Genomic DNA, 20,512 nt, shown 5'->3' on the forward strand with positions numbered 1-20,512 from the left:
TCCTACACCTACACCACCTCGACCGCCGCAGCGTGAAGTCAGTCGTCTCTGCCTCATGAGCAGCAACTTCGCGACGGCCTGTCGCGCATACGATCCGTCGATCGTGATCATCGGGGCCGGCTTCGCCGGGGTTGCGATGGCCCACCGGCTGAAGAAGGACGGGTTCACGAACTTCACGATCCTGGAAAAGGCTGCAGACATCGGGGGTGTTTGGCGTGACAACACCTATCCGGGAGCGGCCTGCGACGTGCCGTCAGCGTTGTACTCACTCTCGTACAAGCCCAATCCTCGTTGGTCACGGCGATATGCCGAGCAACCCGAGATACTCAAGTACCTCCAACAACTCGTGGAGAGTGGCGGACTGGCCGCGCATCTGCGTACCCAGACCGAAGTTGTCGCAATGACCTTCGATGACCAGCTAGGGCGTTGGACCCTGGTTACGAACTCGAACGAGACAATAACCTGCGATGTCGTCGTCTCGGCCGTGGGTCAGCTCTCCTTGCCCCACGTACCCGTTATTGCCGACGCAGACACCTTCCAGGGGCCGCGCTTTCATTCGGCGCGTTGGGACCGATCGGTTTCGCTTCGCGGCAAGCAAGTAGCCGTCATCGGCACAGGAGCTAGTGCCATCCAATTCGTGCCACACATCGCCCAGGAGGCGGAGCATGTCACGCTATATCAGCGCACGGCTCCGTGGATCTTGCCGAAGTGGGACAGCAGGTATGGAGTCCTTCACGACAGGGTGAGCGAGTTATTGCCGATGGCGCTGCGCCTCGAGCGTTTCGCGGTATGGCTAATTTTCGAGTTGCTCGCTGTGACGCTAGTCGACGCGAAGCCCCTCTCACGCGTCCTCGGTGCGATCGCGCGCCGCCACCTACATCGGCAGGTTGCTAGCCCATCTTTGCGCGAGCAATTGATGCCTTCGGACGCGCCAGGGTGCAAGCGAGTGCTGTTCTCGAATGATTACTATCCAGCAATCGCGAGTGATCGCGTGTCGTTGGTGCCGAAGGCTATCGCAGAGCTCTGCGACAACGGTGTCAAGACCGTGGATGGAGAGTTTCGTCCTGCAGATGTCGTGATCTACGGAACCGGGTTTCGCGCCACCGATTTTCTCGCCCCGATGTCCGTGCGCGGCTCTCGCGGAGTCTCCTTGGCCGAGGTGTGGAAGACCCAGGCGTACGCATATCTGGGCATCACTGTCCCCATGTTCCCGAACCTGTTCCTGCTTTATGGTCCCAACACGAATGTGGGCTCGGGGTCGATCCTCTACATGATCGAGTCACAAGTCCGTCACATCGCAACGCTCATCAAAGCCGTGGCTGCTCATCCGGGTCATGCGATCGATGTCAGGACGGAGAGCGCGCAACGCTACAACACGCGCTTGAGAAGGCGACTACGGAGGTCGGTGTGGGCGCTGTGTGCGAGCTGGTATCGAACCTCGAGCGGGGAAATCCCGACGAACTGGCCGGGGCCTACCTTGGTTTATCGACTCCTTACCCGGAAGCCGCACAGCGGCGATTACGTCTTGAGAAACGTCGGGCGTCTAAAGGTCTGAGACCCTGCAGAACCGAGCCTGGCCGACTAAGGGCACGAGACGCGCACTTAACCGCTAGGCCAATAATGTCTAGATATTGACATCAATGGCATCTTTGTAAAGACTGGTGGACGCCGTCAAAGCGGCCCAGCGTCCAGGAGGAACCATGACGAATCACCTTCTCGCACCTGCGCACCACGTGAAGGAGCGGTTGTCCTCTGTGATCATGGTCCCCGCGCCTCACGCCGTCGACGACAGATGGCGTCGATGGAGCCGGGACTGGCCGGTTCGTGAACTGGCACCGGCACCCGCGGGCAGTGGATTGAAAGCCGTCCGGGGGGATGCCGGACTGCCCTTCGTAGGTCACACGCTCGACTACATCCGATTCGGCTCGGATTTCAGTCGAGAGCGCTACGACCGTCTGGGTTCGGTGTCGTGGATGGGCGCGTTCGGCACCAAGATGGTGGTCATCGCCGGCCCTGACGCCACTCGAGAGGCGTTCACGAGCGAAGCGAAAGCATTCTCTCAGGATGGCTGGTCCTTCCTGATCGACGCCTTCTTCCATCGCGGTTTGATGCTCATGAGCTTCGACGAGCACTTGATGCACCGGCGCATCATGCAGGAGGCGTTTACGCGTCCGCGCCTGACCGGATACGTCGAACAGGTAACGCCATGCGTTCGCTCGGCAGTGCCTGCGTGGCCGGTGGGCCCGTCGGTTCGAATCTACCCACTGTTGAAGGAACTCACCCTCGACATCGCTACCGACGTCTTCATGGGCGGCCGCGGCAAGGACGAGAGCGATGCTGTCAACAAGGCGTTCGTCGCTACGGTCCGGGCGGCGAGTTCCCTTGTGCGTGCTCCGCTTCCGGGAACCAGATTCCGCGCTGGTGTGCAAGGGCGGCGCGTTTTGGAGGACTACTTCTTCCGGCATCTGCCGGCCGCGCGAGCCGGTGAAACGGAGGATCTGTTCGCTGCTCTCTGTCAAGCCACGACCGAAGACGGGGAGCGGTTTTCCGACGAGGATGTGGTGAATCACATGATCTTCTTGATGATGGCGGCCCACGACACCTCGACGATCACCACCACAGCGGTCACCTATTTCCTTGCCAAGTATCCGCAGTGGCAGGAGGCTGCGGCTGCGGAAGCCGCGGCCATCGGTGACGGGTTGCCGGACATCGAGGCCCTGGAGAAGATGACGGTCATCGACCTCGTGATCAAGGAAGCGCTCAGACTGCTTGCACCTGTTCCGCTGGTGATGCGCAAGACGGTTCGAGATGTCGCCATCGATGGATATCACATCCCCTCGAACACGTTATGCGCTATAACGCCTGCCGTGAATCACTTCGATCGAACGATCTGGAGTGATCCGGAGCGGTTCGATCCCTCACGTTTCGACGAGCCTCGGCGCGAAGACCAACACCACCGATTCGCCTGGGTTCCGTTCGGAGGTGGAGCGCACAAGTGCATCGGCATGCAATTCGGGACGCTCGAAGTCAAAGCAATCCTGCACAGGATGCTGCGTTCGTTCACTTGGAAGGTTCCGGAGAACTATCACGTCCGATGGGACAACACCTCGCTGCCCATTCCGGTGGACGGACTTCCGTTGGAGATGAAGCGCCGATGACCGTCGACCACAGCCCCTACCTCGAACCCACGGAGTTTCTTGACTGGCAACAAGATTCGGTACGTGACTTCGTGTCATCGGCGATCCGTGGTGCCTGCGGCGACACCGAGAAGGCCATCGCCATCTTCACCGCGGTCCGTGACTCCATTTGGTACGACCCCTACACGGTGACCGACAACCCGCACGCGTATCGCGCCAGCACCGTCGCGACCGCAGAACGGGCCTACTGCGTCCCGAAGGCCGTGCTCTTGACTGCAGCGTGCCGAGCGGCGGGAATCCCGGCGCGGCTGGGGTTCGCCGACGTCCGAAACCACCTCCAGACCAAGGCATTGCGCGAGCGGATGGGTGGTAGCGACGTTTTCGTCTACCACGGCTACAGTCTCATGTTCCTCAACGGTGCGTGGGTAAAGGCCACCCCGGCGTTCAATCGCGAGCTGTGCGCACGCTTCGGTGTCTCGCCGATCGAATTCGACGGCCGTAGCGACGCGCTACTCCATGGTTTCACCGCTGACGGCACCCAGCACATGGAGTATCTGCGCGACCGGGGAGCCTACGACGATCTACCCCTAGCAGACATCCTGCAAGCACTGAGAACGCATTACGGCACATTCATCGATCAGCCGAACAGCCGTCCCGACCTCTTCGCCTGAAAGGGCACTACACGATGCAAAGCACAATGCAAAATGTTCCGCTCACGGTGTCGGCGATCGTCCAGCATGCGGCAGCCATACACGGTGACAGCGAGGTCGTCACTCCGACCGGAAATGGATATCGGAGAACGCCTTACCGCATTGTGCTGGCGCGAGTGGCTCGCCTTGCCAATGCGCTGCGCAGTCTTGGCGTCACGGCAGACCAACGCGTGGCCACCTTCCAGTGGAGCAACCAGGAACATCTGGAGGCCTACTGTGCGATTCCCTCCATGGGCGCGGTCCTGCACACGCTCAACATTCGTTTGGCCCCAGAGCAACTGGCGTACATCGCCAATCACGCGAGCGATCAGATCGTCCTAGTCGACGCTTCGGTTGCCCCGTTGTTGGCGCGCGCGCTCCCAGCGATGGCGTCGGTGCACACCGTCATCGTCACCGGAGAGGGCGACCTTGCCCCGCTCCAGGGATGCGGGAAGACCGTTCTGCGTTACGAGGAAGTGCTTGCCGGCCAAGAAGAATCATTTGACTGGCCTGAGCTCGACGAGCTGTCCGCCGCGGCCATGTGTTATACGAGCGGTACCACCGGAGATCCCAAAGGCGTCGTCTACAGCCACCGTTCGACGTACCTTCACTCCCTGACCGCCTGCACAGCTAACGCTTTGTCAGTCAGCGAGGCCGACCGTGTGCTGGCCATCGTCCCAATGTTTCACGCCAATGCGTGGGGGCTTATTTACGCAGCGTTGATGTCCGGTGCGGATCTGGTACTGCCTGACCGGTATCTCCAAGCCGAACCGTTGGTGTCGATCATCGAAGACACCAGACCGACCTTGGCCGGTGCAGTGCCGACGATCTGGAACGATGTCGACCGATATCTGGATTCGCACCCTGAGCGGGACATTTCTTCGTTACGGCTGGTCGCGTGCGGGGGGTCTGCTGTTCCGCTTTCGTTGATGCGGGCATTCGAAGAGAAGTACGACGTGCCCATTGTGCAGGCCTGGGGTATGACCGAAACCTCTCCGTTGGCGACCGTTGCACGTCCGGCTCACAGAGCCGACGCGACGCGGCGCTGGGAGCTGCGCGCATCCCAGGGCCGACCGATCTGCGGTGTCGAAATCCGGTTGCGGGACGACGACGGGAAAGACGTGCCGTGGGACGGGCAATCAGTTGGGGAGATCCAGGCGCGCGGTCCCTGGATCACCGGGTCCTATTTCGGAAACAACGATACGGAGAAGTTCGACGAAGGATGGCTGCGTACCGGTGATGTGGGCAAGATCGACGCCGAGGGCTATCTGACACTGACCGACCGCTCGAAAGACGTCATCAAGTCAGGTGGCGAATGGATCTCCTCGGTGGAGCTGGAAAACACGCTGATCGGCCACCCTGCCGTGTACGAAGCGGCGGTAGTCGGCGTCGCGGACGATAAATGGCAGGAAAGGCCGTTGGCGCTTGTCGTCGTCCACCCCGGAACCGACGTTGACATTGACCAACTCCGATCGTTCCTTGCGGACAAAGTCGCCAAATGGTGGATTCCCGAGCGATGGAGCTTCGTGTCCGATATTCCGAGGACGAGCGTCGGAAAGTACGACAAAAAGGTCATCCGTGCGCGCCACTCTGCCGGCGAATACCTCATCGAAATCGAAACGTCATAACGTCAAATCCCTGGAATTCCAACAGTCGGAAGGTAATCATGTCCTCACCAATCTCTCCCTGGATGAATGCCGAATTACTCGAGCTTCGTGACCTCGCTGCGAAGTTCTTCTCGGCCGAATTGGCGCCGCATGCGAACCGCTTTGCAGACCAGCACCACGTCGACCGAGAACTGTGGAACCGAGCAGGCGAGCTGGGCCTGCTCTGCATGTCTATACCTGAGGAATACGGCGGAGGCGGTGGCACTTTCGCGCACGAAGCGGTCGTGCTTGAAGAGCAGGCCCGCATAGGTGACAGCTCATGGGGCGCGGGACTGCACAGCGGAATCGTCGCCCACTACATCCTGCAGTACGCGACTGAAGAGCTGCGCGCGCAGTGGCTTCCCAAGATGGCGTCCGGTGAAATGATCGGGGCGATCGCCATGACAGAACCGGGGACCGGGTCCGATCTGCAGAGCGTCAAGACAAAAGCCCTCCTGGACGGTGACGAGTACGTGATCACCGGCTCCAAGACTTTCATCACCAACGGCCAACAGGCCGACCTCATCATCGTTGTTGCCAAGACAGATCCGAGCCAGGGCGCTGCGGGCATCTCTTTGATCGTTGTCGAGGCTGACCGGGCGGGATTCCGGCGCGGCAAGGTTCTCGACAAAATCGGCCAGCGCGGCCAGGACACCTCCGAGTTGTTCTTCGATGAAGTGAGAGTTCCGCGCTCGCATCTACTGGGCCAGTCTGAGGGACAGGGCTTCATTCAGCTGATGACGCAGCTGCCACAAGAGCGACTCATCGTCGCGGTGGGGGCTGTCGCAGCGATGGAACTTGCCCTGGAGCAGACGCTCAAGTACACGCGTGAGCGGGAGGCGTTCGGTCGGCCTGTCTTTGGCTTTCAGAACACCAAGTTCACGCTGGCTGAAGCCGCGACAGAAACGCGCATCGCACGAGTGTTCCTCGACTACTGCATCGACCTGCACCTTGCGGGTCAACTCGACGTGCAGACCGTCGCCATGGCGAAGTGGTGGACCACTGAGCGAGCGATGAAGGTACTCGATGACTGTATGCAGCTTCACGGCGGATATGGCTACATGACCGAGTACCCCATCTCGAGGTTGTGGGTGGATCAGCGCGTGCAAAAAATCTATGCCGGCACGAACGAGGTGATGAAGGAAATCATCTCGCGTTCCCTATGACTCAGAGGAGTTGCCGCCCGCACGTTAGTCATCTAGAGGAGGAGGACTGATGGCATCGATGGTGGTGCCGTATCGCCACGACATGGGCGGCCACTGCGGATCGGGGGCTCTTCGGGATTTGACCGAATGGGCCGGGATCCGTTGGGGTGATGACACCCCGGACGAAGGCATCGTGTTTGCTCTCGGCGGGGCCCTCGACTTCTCGTATGTTCGCTCGGCCCACCTACGTCCACCGATCTACCTCGTTGGACGCAGCGCGGACCTCGAAGACGAATACTTGACCCGGTTGGGCGCGCGCTTCGAGTGTCGTTCGACAGACGACCCCGATCTCGGGTGGAAATGGGTGACCGAACAGATCGATGCCGGTACGCCGGTCATGGTGTGGACTGACATCGCCGAATTGCCCTATCTGAGAACGCGTCTGAGTATGAGCCGGCACGATGTCGTGATCGTAGGGTACGACGACGACGAGGAACTCGCCTTCGTGGTCGATAACGATCGCGATACACCTCAAGCCGTGCCTTACGAGAATCTACGGAAGGCGCGGGCATCGACGGGATTTCCCGTCCCCACGCGGCACACCACCTACGTAGTCGAGTGGCCCGGCGCGGCACCAGATCTCGGCAATGCTGCCCGGTCGGCCTTCCGTAGGTCCGCGGACGCGATGCAGGGTTCGTGTGTGAGCGCGCCGATCACCGAGGACTCCGATTGTGAAATTCAGGTGCGTGGGCTACCAGGGGTATCGACTTTTGTGGAGGATCTCAAGCGGTGGCCGAAGATCTTTGACGACGACACCCTCGACGGAGCCTTGTTTGCGCTGAGCGCCTTCATCGAAAAAGCCGGAACCGGAGGCGGTCTGTTCCGAGATCTGCAAGCACGTGGATGTCGGCGCGTCGCTGAAGAGTTGAGTTTCGAACCTGCGTTTAAAGCAGCGGAGGCTGCAAAGACCGCATCTGAGTTGTGGACCGCGGTTGCGCACGCCGCTTATGACCGCGGTGCAGATCCGCACCGAAGAGCGAGCGGCGCCGCGTCCGTGGCTGCGCAATTGCCGACAGCCGAACGTCGACTCGCGGAGGCGCTGAGGGAGGCAGGAGATCTACTCCTATGAGTTCTGATTGCTTCGGAGCAAGCCGAACTGGTTGCGACCCAGCAGATTTATTTGAGCGCTTTGAATTGTGTCATAGGAAGGGAGAATCACGATGGCTGTCTTCGCTGATGCGGAAGAGGTTTACCGCTACCTCGCCGGCATCTTTCGACGAGGTTTGGAGAACGAAGACCTTGCGAACAGACTTGCCGGGTCCGGGGTGGTGTTACGGATCCACTACACCGATCCGGATGCGGTAGTAACCGTGGATATGCCGGAGAAGGTCGTAGAGACCGGCGCGGACAGTGGCGTTACACCGAATGTCGAATTGTTCATGTCCGCGGATACCGGCAACAGGTTCTGGTTGGGGAAGGTGAACTTGACCATGGCGATGGCGAAAGGAACTGTACGAGCGAAAGGTCCTGTCACCAAACTGATCAAGCTCATACCGCAGGCAAAGAACCTCTTTCCGGAATACCGGGCAATCCTTGAGGCCGACAAGCGTCACGACCTGCTCAATGTGTGATGTCGGTGCGGTACCGCGCCCGGGCCCGGGTGAGCGGCGCGGGCCTCTGGGCGATGTGCCCGGAGATCATCCAGGACAGTTCGCGCGACCACCGTGCGCGGTCGGGATAACTACTCGAGAAGCGTAATTCGATAGAAGGGACTTCAACATGAAGACACGTGCGGCTGTTTTGTGGGGCTTGGAGCAGAAGTGGGAGGTCGAAGAAGTCGATTTGGATCCGCCAGGTCCCGGGGAGGTCCTCGTGCGGCTGGCGGCCACCGGCTTGTGCCATTCCGACGAACATCTGGTGACCGGCGACCTCCCGATCCCATTGCCGGTAGTGGGGGGTCATGAGGGTGCTGGCACAGTCGTGGAGTGCGGCGAAGGGGTTGAGGAACTGTCCGAAGGTGATTCTGTCATCTTGACCTTCCTTCCCTCGTGTGGGCGCTGCTCGTACTGCGCGCGCGGCATGGGCAATCTCTGTGAGTTGGGAGCGGCGCTCATGATGGGACCGCAGATCGACGGCACCTATCGCTTTCACGCACGAGGCGAGGACGTCGGGCAGATGTGTTTGCTCGGGACGTTTTCCGAGTACACAGTGGTGCCGCAGGCGTCCGTGGTCAAGATTGACGGCGGAATCCCCCTGGATCGGGCAGCCTTGATCGGTTGCGGCGTCACGACCGGTTACGGATCTGCGGTGCGGACTGGGGAGGTGCGCGCCGGGGACACCGTCGTGGTAGTGGGAGCGGGCGGAATCGGAATGAATGCGATTCAGGGCGCGCGAATCGCGGGAGCGCTGGCGATTGTGGCGGTCGATCCGGTGAAGTTCAAGCGAGAGCAAGCGAGCGGGTTCGGTGCGACGCACACCGCGGCCTCGATGGATGAAGCTTGGTCGCTGGTCAGCGATATGACGCTGGGCAAGCTGGCTGATGTCTGCATCCTCACCACCGATGTGGCTGAGGCCTCCTACACCGCGGAAGCGCTGGCCTTGGTCGGAAAGCGCGGGCGCGTCGTGGTCACGGCCATCGGGCACCCCGACGACTCATCGATCTCAGGATCACTGCTTGAAATGACGCTTTACGAGAAGCAGATTCGTGGCGCTTTGTATGGCTCATCCAATGCGCCGCACGATATTCCGCGACTGGTCGAGCTGTACTCCGCTGGGTTGTTGAAGCTCGATGAGTTGGTCACCCGCGAATACTCCCTCGACCAAATTAATGAGGGCTACCAGGATATGCGTTCAGGAAAAAATATCCGAGGGCTGGTCCGGTTCTGAAGAGCATCATGCCCACTGCTGGTCTCCATGTCCTTGCGTTGCTGCAGATCATGCGGCCGGGCCCCTTGGGTGGTTGGCGTCGGGTCCTTCTTTCCCGTCGTGAGGACGGCAAGCATCAGACACCTCATCGATCATCTATCACATTCTCTGGGAGGCTGAGATGACGGACGCTGGCACGACCACGGCAAGCAGGGATGGGGCTGCTCGTTTCGCTATCGCCCCGGAGGTGTGGACCACGCCGGAGCGACGAGCGCTGAGCCAAATGGCGCGGTCTTTCTCGGAACGTGAAATCGCGCCGAAGCTAGCGGAATGGGAGCACGTGGGTGAGATTCCGCGCGACCTGCATCTCAATGCTGCCGAGGTGGGGCTTCTCAGAATCGGGTTCCCGGAAGAAGTCGGCGGCAGCGGCGGCAATGCGATTGACTCTGCACTGGTCACTGAGGCCATCCTGGCCGCAGGCGGGTCCACTGGCGTCTGCGCCGCCTTGTTCACCCATGGCATTGCCCTTCCCCACATTGCCGCCAATGGCTCCGACGCCCTGATTCAACGATATGTCCGTCCTACGCTCGCAGGAAAGATGATCGGCTCGCTGGGCGTTACCGAGCCTGGGGCAGGCTCAGATGTCGCGAATCTGCGCACACGCGCGGTGCGCGAGGGGGACACCTACGTGGTCAACGGAGCAAAGACGTTCATCACCAGCGGAGTTCGAGCGGACTTCGTTACTACGGCGGTACGCACCGGCGGACCGGGTTACGGTGGAGTTTCATTGCTTGTGATCGACAAGAATTCGCCTGGATTCGAAGTGTCCCGCCGGTTAGACAAGATGGGGTGGCGATGTAGCGACACCGCCGAGTTGTCTTTCGTCGACGTTCGCGTACCGGCTGACAACCTGGTGGGGGCAGAGAACAGTGGGTTTTTGCAGATCATGCAGCAATTTCAGGCTGAACGGCTCGGCATCGCCGTCCAGGCGTACGCGACGGCGGGTCGGGCTCTCGACCTTGCCAAGAGTTGGGCGCGGGAACGTGAAACGTTCGGTAGACCCTTGACGGGGCGCCAGATCATTCGCCATAAGCTTGCGGAGATGGCTCGACAGGTCGACGTGGCGTGCACCTACACCCGTGCGGTCATGCAGAGGTGGCTAGCGGGGGAGGATGTCGTTGCCGAGGTGTCGATGGCCAAGAACACCGCTGTGTATGCGTGCGACTACGTGGTCAATGAGGCGGTTCAGATCTTCGGTGGGATGGGCTACATGCGTGAGTCTGAGATCGAGAGACACTATCGAGATTGCCGAATTCTCGGAATAGGCGGCGGCACCAACGAAATCATGAACGAGGTCATCGCCAAACGTATCGGACTCTAGCTACTTGATTGAATCGCCCTGACTTTCCCGGAGGCTCGGGTTATTGGATTCCGGCCAGGGGTTGGTCGGTCCCATGTGCATCGTGGAACGCGGCTTCGAACTCGGTGGGTGGGATGTCATTAAGGTAGCTGTGTAAGCGGCTGGTGTTGTGCCAGTACACCCAGCTCAGGGTCGCGAGTTCGACGTCCTCGACGGTCTTCCACGGCCTGGTGCGGACTGGCCCGTAGATCAGCTCCGCCTTGTAGTAGCCGTTCACCGTCTCCAGGGCATTATCGTAGCTGTCTCCGATCGTGCCGATCGAGCGGACCGCTCCGATCTCGGCGAGCCGTTCGCCATAGCGGATAGAGGTGAATTGCGATCCGGCATCGGAGTGACATGTCAAGCCCGGCAATGTGTTTCCGCGTGACCAACGAGCCATCTCCAACGCATCCAGCACCATGGTGGTACGCATGTGCGACGCTACCCGCCAGCCCACGATCATCGGGTCTGCTGCACCAATAGGTGACATCTGAGTTGGCTTGCCCAAAGCGGGCGGGCTGGAAGGATGTCAGTGTGCCTAGGCCCTACCCCCGTGAATTTCGCGACGACGTCGTCCGCGTTGCCCGTAACCGCGACGACGGGGTGACGATCGAGCAGATCGCCACCGATTTCGGCGTGCACCCGATGACGTTGACCAAGTGGATGCGCCAAGCCGACGTCGACGAGGGCGCCAAGCCAGGTAAGAGCACCAATGACTCCGCTGATCTGCGCGAGCTACGACGCCGAAATCGGTTGTTGGAACAAGAGAATGAAGTCTTACGGCGGGCAGCGGCGTACTTGTCGCAGGCCAATCTGCCGGGAAAAGGGTCTACCCGCTCGTAAGTGAGCTCGCCGCCGACGGGATTCCCGTCGCGGTGACGCGCCGGGTACTCAAGCTCGCCCGCCAGCCCTACTACCGCTGGCGGGCAAATCCCATCACCAATGCCGAACTCGTCGAGGCATACCGCGCCAACGCCCTGTTCGACGCGCACGGCGAGGACCCCGAGTTCGGCTACCGCTACCTCGTCGAGGAGGCCCGTGAGGCCGGCGAGCCGATGGCCGAGCGCACCGCCTGGCGCATCTGCTCACAGCAGCAGTTGTGGAGCGTGTTCGGCAAGAAGCGCGGCAAGAACGGCAAACCAGGACCGCCGGTGCACGACGATCTGGTCCAGCGCGACTTCACCGCTGAAACGCCAAACATGTTGTGGCTCAGCGACATAACTGAGCATTATACCGGCGAGGGCAAGCTCTACCTCTGCGCGATCAAGGATGCATTCTCCAACCGCATCGTGGGTTATTCGATCGACTCCCGAATGAAGTCACGCCTGGCGACCGCCGCGCTGCGCAACGCGGTCGGCCGCCGTGGGGTGGTCGCCGGCTGCGTGGTTCACACGGACAGAGGGTCGCAGTTTCGAAGTCGAAAGTTCGTCCAGGCCCTGCACCATCACGGCATGGTCGGCTCAATGGGACGTGTCGGCGCGGCCGGCGACAACGCGGCGATGGAGAGCTTCTTCAGCCTGCTGCAGAAGAACGTCCTCGACCGCCGCCGCTGGGCCACCCGAGAGGAGCTGCGGATCGCCATCGTCACTTGGATCGAACGCACCTACCACCGACGTCGCCGCCAAGGCGCCCTCGGCCGGTTGACCCCCGTCGAATACGAAGCCATCATGACCACGACGGCCAGTCAGGCCGCGTGACCGAAATTGTCACCTGATCGTGCAGCAGACCCACTTCCTGATAGAGCTTGGCACAGGCCTCTTTGGTAGGTGCACCGTCCTCGCGTGAGTCAGATGCATCGGGGTCGGGAGGCATATTAGACACGGCACGACCTTAGGACGGCGGTCTCACATGTCACGCCGACGCGCCGTTTGCTGTGGTGGGTCTGCTTCCGCAGCGCGGGGACAATATGGAGACCTTTCGGTCACATCGGTCACATCTGTCACAGGCAGCAAACACTCCGAAACGACAACAACCCTGCCTGAGCATTGCGTTTGCATGGTGCGCCGTCAGGGTTTCGAACCCCAGACCCGCTGATTAAGAGTCAGCGGCTGTCAGCGATGCCTGGGCTACCGGCGTCGCCGCGAAAACGTCAGAGTAGCTCTATCTGCTCAGGTTCCTCGACGCTAGGCCCGTTAAACTCCACCAGCGTATGACGGATCAATGGACGGTTTGTACGCCACTGGTTGGTCGAAGTCAAACAACCAGAACGCTATTTATCGACAATAGGTTGTTTGACAAGTAGTCACTGAGTAGAGTAACAGACGTGCTCTCTGCTTCGATTCCTGCCCGCTTGGTCGACGCAGGCGTGCGGATGGTGACTGGTGATGCACACAGCATCACATACCGAATCGATGGCCGCGCCGTAGTAGCGGACCTGGTTCTGGCAGAACGTGTGCCATCTCCGGCCGCAGTCCTTAGTCGTGTGCGCCGCCATCCAGGCCGCCGCGTATTCGTGGTGTGCGAGACCATCTCAGATGAGGCACGTTCAGCGCTCCTGGCTCAGGCTGACGTGGATCTCAGCGTCGGCAGCACCGGCGAACTGGTGCTCTCCGGGCGAACCTACCGAACGCCAACACCAGGACGGCCGCCCCGCGCCGCCAGCGAGCGCAGCTGGCGGCGGCGGGCGGCTGAACGGGTCTGTGTGCTTACGCGCGGTCACCTCCGCCAACGCGACATTGCCGCGGCCATCGGAGTTAGCCAGCAGGCGGTGTCCAAAATGACCGAGAAGGATCCGCTGCCGGACACGCCGATGACCGAGGCTGCGCGCCGGGAGCTCCTGGTGAAACTGGCATTGGTACCTGCGGACAGCGGACTTGTCGAAACGTACTGGTATGGAATGGATCCGGTAGTGGAGCAGGTGCGCAGTGCGACCCGACTCGGCGCCGAGCTCACCGTGCCGATCCTTGCTGGCGGCGAGGTCGCCGCCGACGTCCTGCGACCGTGGCAGGTACCAACCAGAGGTCTGGTCTATGCCAAAGAACTGGTCGACCTCTCCGAGTTCGGTTTGGTGGAGGCCACCGCCGAGGAAGCGACCTTGACTGTGCGGGTTCCCGCCGACCCGACCGTCTGGACGACCGCGGCCTGGTGGCGGCGGGTTCGTGATACGCAGCGTTCCGACATCATCACTGTGGATCCAGTGATTGCGCTTCAGGACCTCAGCGGCGGTGCCGATCTTGGCGACGGTGCACCGCAGCATCTCAGCGACTGGATCGTGCACCGGTGACCGGAACAGCATCGGTGCAAATCGCCTGCACTGCGGTGGCCGACGACAACGGAATGCGTGCACTGCGTGACGTGGCCGCAGTCACTGCCGACATCGAGTACCGCGTCATCGGCGGTCACATGGTGCGACTGCTGCGGCACGTCTACAACGTGTCGGGCATACCGCGACTGACCTCCGACGCAGACACCGGGATCGACGTCAACGTGGCGTCCACCGGGAACCTCCACGATCGACTCACCGCACTGGGGTACACCGCTGAGTGCGGCAACCGCTACGAGCGGGGTGAGCAAGCGGTCGACCTCTTAGTTCCCACCGCAGCCAAACCAGGCAAGCGGATCATCGGCGAACGAGCCTTCGACGGAGCGCCAGGGCTGCGGTTGGCGCTCGCCCTACCGCCGATCGAAGTCGCCGTCACAGCCCGACTCACCGACGGCGACACGGTTGAGTTCGAAATTCCGGTTCCCGACGTCGAGGCAGCATTCGTGTTGAAGATGCTGGCACGTACCGTTCGCGACTCCGAACGTGACCTCCAGGATATCGAGACACTACTGGAGATCGTCGCGTCACAACCCGATTACCACGCTTCGCCGTGGCGCCTGGGCGACCCCAAGATCACAAAGGCCGGCGAGCGCGGCGACGCTGCGCGTGTGGCAGCGCAGATGATCTCCAGTCCGCCGACGAGGGTGCCGGCCAGAGTGCGGGCGCTGCTCCGGCGCCATGTCGCCATCGTGTCGCGATGACGCACCAGCAGACAGTCGTTCGTTTCCGTGCGGCTACGCCGAGCGAAACGGTTTCGGTCTCGACGGAGCCGGCAAATGCTGAGCCGGAGCATTGACATGGCTGCTGGCTGCGCGGGTCCCCACGCCGGTGGCAATAACGGCTAGGTCGTTGTCGGCGGAGCGGCGTAGTCTAGTTACATGGATGTAGTTCCCGCGACGCCTGCCAACCTTGATAATGGTACGTCCTCGCCGGGACCTGGCGAATTCGCCGCGCAGGTCTATCCAGCAGCCGAGCGCGAGGCGGCTGGCCCGCGCCCCGAGCGCTTCCAGGTCCTCGCTCTCGATGGAGGGGGCGCCAAGGCGTTGTTCACTGCGCATGTGCTTGCACGTCTGGAGCAGGATCTGGGCGTTAGGATCACCGATTCCTTCGACCTCATTGCTGGCACGTCGGCGGGCGGCATCGTCGCACTGGGTCTCGGTGCGGGCCTCACGCCGAAGGAGATTGTCTCCCACTACGAAGAACTGGTCGAGAAAGTCTTTCCGGCGTCGAGGCGGCGAGGATGGCGCCGACCACGGCAGCTGAGATCGCCCATCTATGACGCAGAGGCGCTGCGGCAAGCGTTGACCGGCGTCCTCGGAGCCCGACTCCTTGGCGACAGCACGAAGCGACTCGTCATTCCCGCGTGGGATGTACAACGCGGGGCCGTGCACATCTTCAAGACTCCGCACCACACACGGCTGACCCGCGACTGGCGCATACCGATGGTGGACGTTGCACTGGCGACCTCGGCGGCGCCGCTGTACTTCCCCGCGGCGTACGTCGACGGACACAGGCTCATTGACGGCGGAGTATGGGCCAACAACCCGGCTGTCGTCGCGATCGCCGAGGCCGTCAGCATGCTCGGTGTTCCTCTCGACGCGATTACCGTCCTCAACGTCGGCACCATTGATCAGCTGACCGATCACCCCAAGCGCTTGGACCGCGGCGGACTCTTACACTGGGCAAGACCGATTGCCCCGCTGATCCTTAACGCCAGCAGCCGTGGCGGACAGGGCCTCGCCGAACACTTGATCGGCAAATCCAACTACACGCGCTTCGACGCTCTAGTGCCCGGCGGCCTCTACGCACTGGACTCGGCGGACCCAAAGGACGTGGCCGGCCTCGCTGCCTCAGTCAGCCGAGAACTCAGCCCTAGCTACACCGCGAAATTCGCTGACCACCAGGCGCCCGCATACACACCGGTGAACGGACGCCGACACCGCGACGATCCGGGCAGCATTTCACACACGGAGGCCCCCAATGCAACTCGCTGACCACTTCAACGTCTTGCTGAAAGACACGGTCAATCTCAGCCAGTTCAAACTGGACCTACTCAACCAGCGCGTCGAAGCCATCTACAAGGCACTCAAAGCCGACGTCGAAATCGGTGCGCTGATCACCGGCAAGACGCCGCAAGGCTCCTGGGCACACCGCACGATCATCAACCCCGTCGGTGACAACGAGTTCGACGCCGACTTCATGCTCGACATGAGCCAGAACCCGGACTGGGCCGACAACCCCAAGACCTACATCGATGAGGTCTACGCAGCCCTGCATCGGCACAGCACCTACGGCACCATGCCGCACTCACGTAAGTGCCGCTGCGCGCGGCTCGTCTACGCCAACTCCATGCACGTCGACATCGTCCCTCACCTCAACCTGGCCGACGGTCGAGAGGTCATCGTCAACCGCGACGACAACGAGTGGGAGCTGACGAACCCGCAGGGTTTCACCGATTGGATGAAGAAACAGGACTCTATCGCCAGCGGGAACTTACGCAAAGTGATCAGACTCATGAAATACCTTCGTGATCACAAGAATTCGTTCACCGGCACACGTTCAGTCCTGCTGACCACCATGCTGGGGGAGCAGGTAACAGACTTGCGCAAGCTCCTGGACCCGAGTTACTACAGCAACGTCCCCACAACTCTTCTTCATGTCGTGCAAGACCTCGACACCTGGTTGCAAGCGAACCCGATCAAGCCCTCCATCGCCGACCCGTCCGGTTCCGGCGTGACGTTCGACCACCGGTGGGGACCAGACCCCGAGAGCGCTCAGGCGACCTACAGCTACTTCCGTGACCGAATCCACGTGCATGCCGCCGACATCGAAGCGGCCTACGAGGAGAAAGACAAAGACCGCAGTGTCCAGCTGTGGCAGAACATCTTCGGCGACGGATTCAAGGCGCCGGCCACAACAACCGCTAGCGCGAAGTTTCCAGCAGCCACCTCTGCCGCGGACTCAACAGTGGGGCGCTCTGGTCGGGCAGGGTGACCAGACGCCACCAGCCCACGCTGACGGGCTGGCAGAAGCATCTCCTCGCCGAACTCAAAGCGCTAGCGCAACAACGTCCCAACGAAATCCAGGTCCGAGGAAGACCCACGCTCGACGCTAGCGGCGAGGCGTCGCTCCGCATCTCGCTACGCACGGCCGCCATCCCGCATCATCCGGGTGGCCTGCAACTTCAAGAGACCGAGGAGTTCATCCTTCAGCTTCGCCCCTCTTCGTACTCGCTACCGGCTATCGACGTTGATCACACTCGGTTTCTCGGCTACCCCCATGTGCTCGCGGGTCAACGACTATGCATCTATTTGGATCCTTCACGGGAATGGCAGCCGACGCTTGGTGTGGCCGGCCTACTCACCCGCCTTTGGGACTGGCTCGTCGACGCGGCCGCCGGAAACTTCGACGCCGCCACCGCCATGTACCACGCTGTTGGCGGAGTGCCGCATCAGGCACATGACACACCGACGATCGTTACCCGAGAACCCGGACCGGCGAAGCGCCACCAAACGGCTCACCTGATCGCCCGGTCAACGCACCGATACGACCTGACGTACTCGCCTGGAGCTGCCGGGCATCGCGTACCGGTAATTACCCTGGCCACCGCGCTGCCGTTCGGTGCCGCATCCACATTCGCGCTACTGCTTGCTCTCCTGGACGACCCCTACCTTGACCGCCTCGAAGGACGGGCTCCCCGGATCGCACCGCAATCGCCGGCGTTCCTCACCGCCCTCCTGGCGAGTGCGTTACGAAATCACCACGACGCCGAGCAATACTTCGTCCTCGCCGTGCCGCACCCCGCTGGAGGCCCACCCCACCTCTTGGGCGGACGGCTCCCCACCCCAACGGCGAATGCGCTCCGCGAGGTCGCGCAGCAACGGGGTGTGGGGGTTGTTCTCGACCCCGCGAAGATCAACACTGAAATCCCGATTGAGTGGTGCAGGATGTCCGACGAACGACCCGAAGTGACAACCCGCCGCGACGACGGCCGCCCCGTGAACGGATTTCAACGAAAGACTGTCCACATCTGGGGCTGCGGCGGGCTCGGATCATGGATCGCCGAATTCATCGCTCGCGCAGGAGCATCGGAGATCACCGTGTGCGACCCTGGCATCGTCACCGGCGGCTTGCTCGTCCGACAAAACTACGTCGAAGACGACATTGGCCGTTCCAAAGCCGAGGCACTCGCTGGACGGCTCCGCGCGATCCGTGATGACCTGACGGTCACCGTCGCAGAAGGGCACCTCCCAGAAGACCACACGTCATGCCTGGCAGCGGATCTCATCATCGACGCCACAGTGAACAACGGCATCACGAGCTGTCTCGATGCGTTGGCAACTGCGCCGACGCGAAAGGCATTGATCGCTCAGGTCGCCACAGACGCTCGCTCTGGCACGCTCGGCCTAGCCGTGCTGTGCGCCGCAAGCGCAACAGCGACAGTTTCCAGCATCGATCAAGACGCTGGCCGAACAATCCAGGGCGACAGCGGACTTGAGCTCTACCACACGCTGTGGCAAGAACCCAGCGATGACGAACTTATACCAACCAGGGGCTGCTCGGTCCCCACATTCCACGGCTCGGCAGCCGACCTCGTAGCGGTCGCAGCCACACTCGTCAACCTGATCGGAAGCCACCTCCAACAACCGGACTCCGCGGTTTCGGGCACACACCTCATCGCTCTGCCGCACGCGGCCAGCGGCCCCCGACACCACTTCCTCCCCGGTGTAACGCACCCCATGGATCACACAGCAGGGACAGAATGAGGGCAACGGAACGTCAACGCAATGCCCCATCAGAGGGCGTCATTGTCGAGCGTCTTCGCACCGAGGCAACCAACTGGATCAACGCCGTGGCGCTCCAATCAGGACGCATCGACCGACGCTTCAACAAGCGGCACGCCGACCACGTGGAACTCCAAACTCTTGAACGTGACCTGCACTTCTTCCTGTTAGCGGCGGTACGCCTTCGCCGCTGTATCGAGCAGGTGTCTCGATACCAGTAAAGAAAGTTCTCACATCGCAGGTCAGCGACGGTCAGGCTATTGGTCCGGCCTGCCGCTCGCGGCGTCTCGATGCGGCGAGCAGCGAGGGCAGCTGCGCCTCGTCGTGATGCCAGCGCTGTGGCCTGCGACTTAGTTCCGGCGCCGGTCGTGGGTGCATGCATGCGTGGCGGCGGACGGAGGGCGGAGCGCAGGGAGCGGCGCGGACGGGAGCGCCAGCGGACGGGAGCAGAGCGAGCGTAGCGAAGCCTGCTGGTGGCCGCCGGTTCCTGCGGGTCGCGGGTGTCCAGGATCTGCGCCATCAGCCGCGACGGGGCTGCGGCATGGTGCTGGGGCTCGTAGGCTGGCGGTTGTGAGCGTAGTTTTGGCGCAGCGTGCACGGCGCGAGGCCGAGGCGCGGCTGGCTGAGCAGCCGCGGCGGTTGGCGCATGTCCGGGGGGTCGCGACGACTGCCGAGCGGTTGAGCCGGCGTTTCGATGCTCAAACGGCGGACTGTCTGGTCGCGGCGGGGTGGTTGCACGATATCGGTTACGCACCGTCGGTGCGCCGGACCGGTTTTCATCCCCTTGATGGAGCGGAGTTCGTGCGATCGGCGGGTTTCGGGGAGCTGGTCGCTTCCTTGGTGGCCTTTCATACCGGAGCGCACGCGGAGGCTGCCGAGCGGGGCTTGTCGGGTTTGTCCGCGTTCAGCGATCCGCCCAGCAATGTCCTTGATGCGTTGACTTTTTGCGATCTGACGACTGGACCTGACGGGGCGCCGATATCACCGCGAGATCGACTACGCGACGTGTTGGCGCGTTATGGATCCGAGGACCCGGTGCACCGGGCGGTCGACGCGGGCCGCGACGAATTGTTGGCGGCGGTCCGGCGAGTACGCGACTGGCTGTAGCCCAGCGGTCAGCCGAGGTAGGGGCTGTCGCGGCGTTGCAGGTAGTGCTCGACGCGCAGTCGCATCGACGGATGCATATCCAGGCCAGCGATGTCGTCGGGGGCAGTCCAGGCGATGTCGGTGCTTTCGTGGTCGATGGCGAGGGTCCCGCCGAGCACCGTGGTGGCGAACAGTAGCGAGAATTGTTGGCGCACTTCGCCATCGGTGAACGCGACCACGTGGTGGGGGTTGGTGTAGACACCGACCAGACCCGTGACTTCGACGTCGAGCCCGGTTTCTTCTTTGACTTCCCGCACGGCGGTGTCGGCGATGGTTTCGCCGATGTCGTGTCCGCCGCCGGGTAACGCCCACAGGGTGTTGTCGCGGCGTTTGATCAGCAGAATACGACCTTGTTCGTCGGTGACGATGGCCGAGGCGGACGGAACGACACTGTTGGGCGCCGGGGCGTTGGGGTCATTGTAGTAGTCGGTGCGCATCG

The 20,512-nt window shown here is 61.9% G+C and carries 18 protein-coding genes and 1 pseudogene; 17 read left to right on the top strand and 2 right to left on the bottom strand.

Annotation, left to right across the window (positions count from 1 at the left end; genetic code table 11):
• The first annotated feature begins 55 nt into the window (after window positions 1-55).
• From AC5Y6Y_RS01985 to AC5Y6Y_RS02025, 9 genes are all read left to right on the top strand, one after another.
• Window positions 56-1,555 (top strand): flavin-containing monooxygenase, encoded by a 1,500-nt coding sequence (locus AC5Y6Y_RS01985; RefSeq protein WP_017205328.1) that lies wholly within the window; start codon window positions 56-58, stop codon window positions 1,553-1,555.
• 145 nt (window positions 1,556-1,700) lie between these two features.
• Window positions 1,701-3,158, top strand: a complete 1,458-nt coding sequence (locus AC5Y6Y_RS01990; protein WP_011560575.1) for a cytochrome P450 — start codon at window positions 1,701-1,703, stop codon at window positions 3,156-3,158.
• The gene (locus AC5Y6Y_RS01995) at window positions 3,155-3,808 is read left to right on the top strand and encodes a transglutaminase-like domain-containing protein (RefSeq protein WP_011560574.1); all 654 of its coding nucleotides are present in this window, start codon (window positions 3,155-3,157) and stop codon (window positions 3,806-3,808) included. Before AC5Y6Y_RS01990 ends, AC5Y6Y_RS01995 begins: the two co-directional genes overlap by 4 nt.
• A 26-nt stretch (window positions 3,809-3,834) precedes the next feature.
• On the top strand, window positions 3,835-5,454 hold the full coding sequence (locus AC5Y6Y_RS02000; protein WP_017205326.1) for a fatty acid--CoA ligase: 1,620 nt from the start codon (window positions 3,835-3,837) through the stop codon (window positions 5,452-5,454).
• 38 nt (window positions 5,455-5,492) lie between these two features.
• Complete coding sequence (locus AC5Y6Y_RS02005; protein ID WP_005086582.1) at window positions 5,493-6,638, top strand: acyl-CoA dehydrogenase family protein; 1,146 nt, start codon at window positions 5,493-5,495, stop codon at window positions 6,636-6,638.
• A 49-nt stretch (window positions 6,639-6,687) separates the two neighbouring features.
• Window positions 6,688-7,746: a BtrH N-terminal domain-containing protein gene (locus tag AC5Y6Y_RS02010; protein ID WP_005086581.1), complete on the top strand. Its 1,059-nt coding sequence runs from the start codon at window positions 6,688-6,690 to the stop codon at window positions 7,744-7,746.
• A gap of 91 nt (window positions 7,747-7,837) precedes the next feature.
• Entirely contained in the window at window positions 7,838-8,248 is a 411-nt protein-coding gene (locus AC5Y6Y_RS02015; RefSeq protein WP_005110592.1) for an SCP2 sterol-binding domain-containing protein, read from the top strand.
• 148 nt (window positions 8,249-8,396) lie between these two features.
• The gene (locus AC5Y6Y_RS02020) at window positions 8,397-9,503 is read left to right on the top strand and encodes an NDMA-dependent alcohol dehydrogenase (RefSeq protein WP_011560572.1); all 1,107 of its coding nucleotides are present in this window, start codon (window positions 8,397-8,399) and stop codon (window positions 9,501-9,503) included.
• A gap of 160 nt (window positions 9,504-9,663) precedes the next feature.
• Window positions 9,664-10,863: an acyl-CoA dehydrogenase family protein gene (locus AC5Y6Y_RS02025; protein ID WP_011856018.1), complete on the top strand. Its 1,200-nt coding sequence runs from the start codon at window positions 9,664-9,666 to the stop codon at window positions 10,861-10,863.
• A 40-nt stretch (window positions 10,864-10,903) separates the two neighbouring features.
• Here the strand turns inward: AC5Y6Y_RS02025 and AC5Y6Y_RS02030 are convergent.
• Window positions 10,904-11,347, bottom strand: a pseudogene (locus AC5Y6Y_RS02030) (DDE-type integrase/transposase/recombinase); the annotation flags it as partial.
• Between the two features lie 68 nt (window positions 11,348-11,415).
• Between AC5Y6Y_RS02030 and AC5Y6Y_RS02035 the strand changes: the two are divergent.
• The 8 genes from AC5Y6Y_RS02035 (at window position 11,416) to AC5Y6Y_RS02070 (ending at window position 20,034) form a co-directional block, all read left to right on the top strand.
• Window positions 11,416-12,578 (top strand): IS3 family transposase gene (locus tag AC5Y6Y_RS02035; RefSeq protein ID WP_225323256.1). Its coding sequence is split into 2 segments (ribosomal slippage): window positions 11,416-11,700 and window positions 11,703-12,578, totalling 1,161 coding nucleotides; the frame shifts between segments, so codons are not numbered across the junction.
• 614 nt (window positions 12,579-13,192) lie between these two features.
• The gene (locus AC5Y6Y_RS02040; RefSeq protein WP_017205323.1) at window positions 13,193-14,104 is read left to right on the top strand and encodes a hypothetical protein; all 912 of its coding nucleotides are present in this window, start codon (window positions 13,193-13,195) and stop codon (window positions 14,102-14,104) included.
• Window positions 14,101-14,844 (top strand): nucleotidyl transferase AbiEii/AbiGii toxin family protein, encoded by a 744-nt coding sequence (locus AC5Y6Y_RS02045; RefSeq protein ID WP_011560566.1) that lies wholly within the window; start codon window positions 14,101-14,103, stop codon window positions 14,842-14,844. Before AC5Y6Y_RS02040 ends, AC5Y6Y_RS02045 begins: the two co-directional genes overlap by 4 nt.
• A gap of 177 nt (window positions 14,845-15,021) precedes the next feature.
• The gene (locus AC5Y6Y_RS02050; protein WP_011560565.1) at window positions 15,022-16,137 is read left to right on the top strand and encodes a CBASS cGAMP-activated phospholipase; all 1,116 of its coding nucleotides are present in this window, start codon (window positions 15,022-15,024) and stop codon (window positions 16,135-16,137) included.
• Complete coding sequence (locus AC5Y6Y_RS02055; protein WP_005110610.1) at window positions 16,124-17,137, top strand: SMODS domain-containing nucleotidyltransferase; 1,014 nt, start codon at window positions 16,124-16,126, stop codon at window positions 17,135-17,137. Before AC5Y6Y_RS02050 ends, AC5Y6Y_RS02055 begins: the two co-directional genes overlap by 14 nt.
• Entirely contained in the window at window positions 17,134-18,909 is a 1,776-nt protein-coding gene (locus AC5Y6Y_RS02060; RefSeq protein ID WP_011768281.1) for a ThiF family adenylyltransferase, read from the top strand. Before AC5Y6Y_RS02055 ends, AC5Y6Y_RS02060 begins: the two co-directional genes overlap by 4 nt.
• Window positions 18,906-19,148: a hypothetical protein gene (locus AC5Y6Y_RS02065; protein ID WP_005110614.1), complete on the top strand. Its 243-nt coding sequence runs from the start codon at window positions 18,906-18,908 to the stop codon at window positions 19,146-19,148. The genes AC5Y6Y_RS02060 and AC5Y6Y_RS02065 overlap by 4 nt, the downstream gene beginning before the upstream one ends.
• 349 nt (window positions 19,149-19,497) lie before the next feature.
• Entirely contained in the window at window positions 19,498-20,034 is a 537-nt protein-coding gene (locus AC5Y6Y_RS02070) for an HD domain-containing protein (RefSeq protein WP_005110615.1), read from the top strand.
• A gap of 8 nt (window positions 20,035-20,042) precedes the next feature.
• Here the strand turns inward: AC5Y6Y_RS02070 and AC5Y6Y_RS02075 are convergent, their stop codons facing one another.
• Window positions 20,043-20,510 carry an NUDIX hydrolase gene (locus AC5Y6Y_RS02075; RefSeq protein ID WP_005110618.1) on the bottom strand — a complete coding sequence of 156 codons (468 nt, stop codon included), beginning with the start codon at window positions 20,508-20,510 and terminating at the stop codon, window positions 20,043-20,045.
• Window positions 20,511-20,512: the final 2 nt, after the last annotated feature.

This window comes from Mycobacterium sp. NGS24 (genome assembly GCF_059813065.1).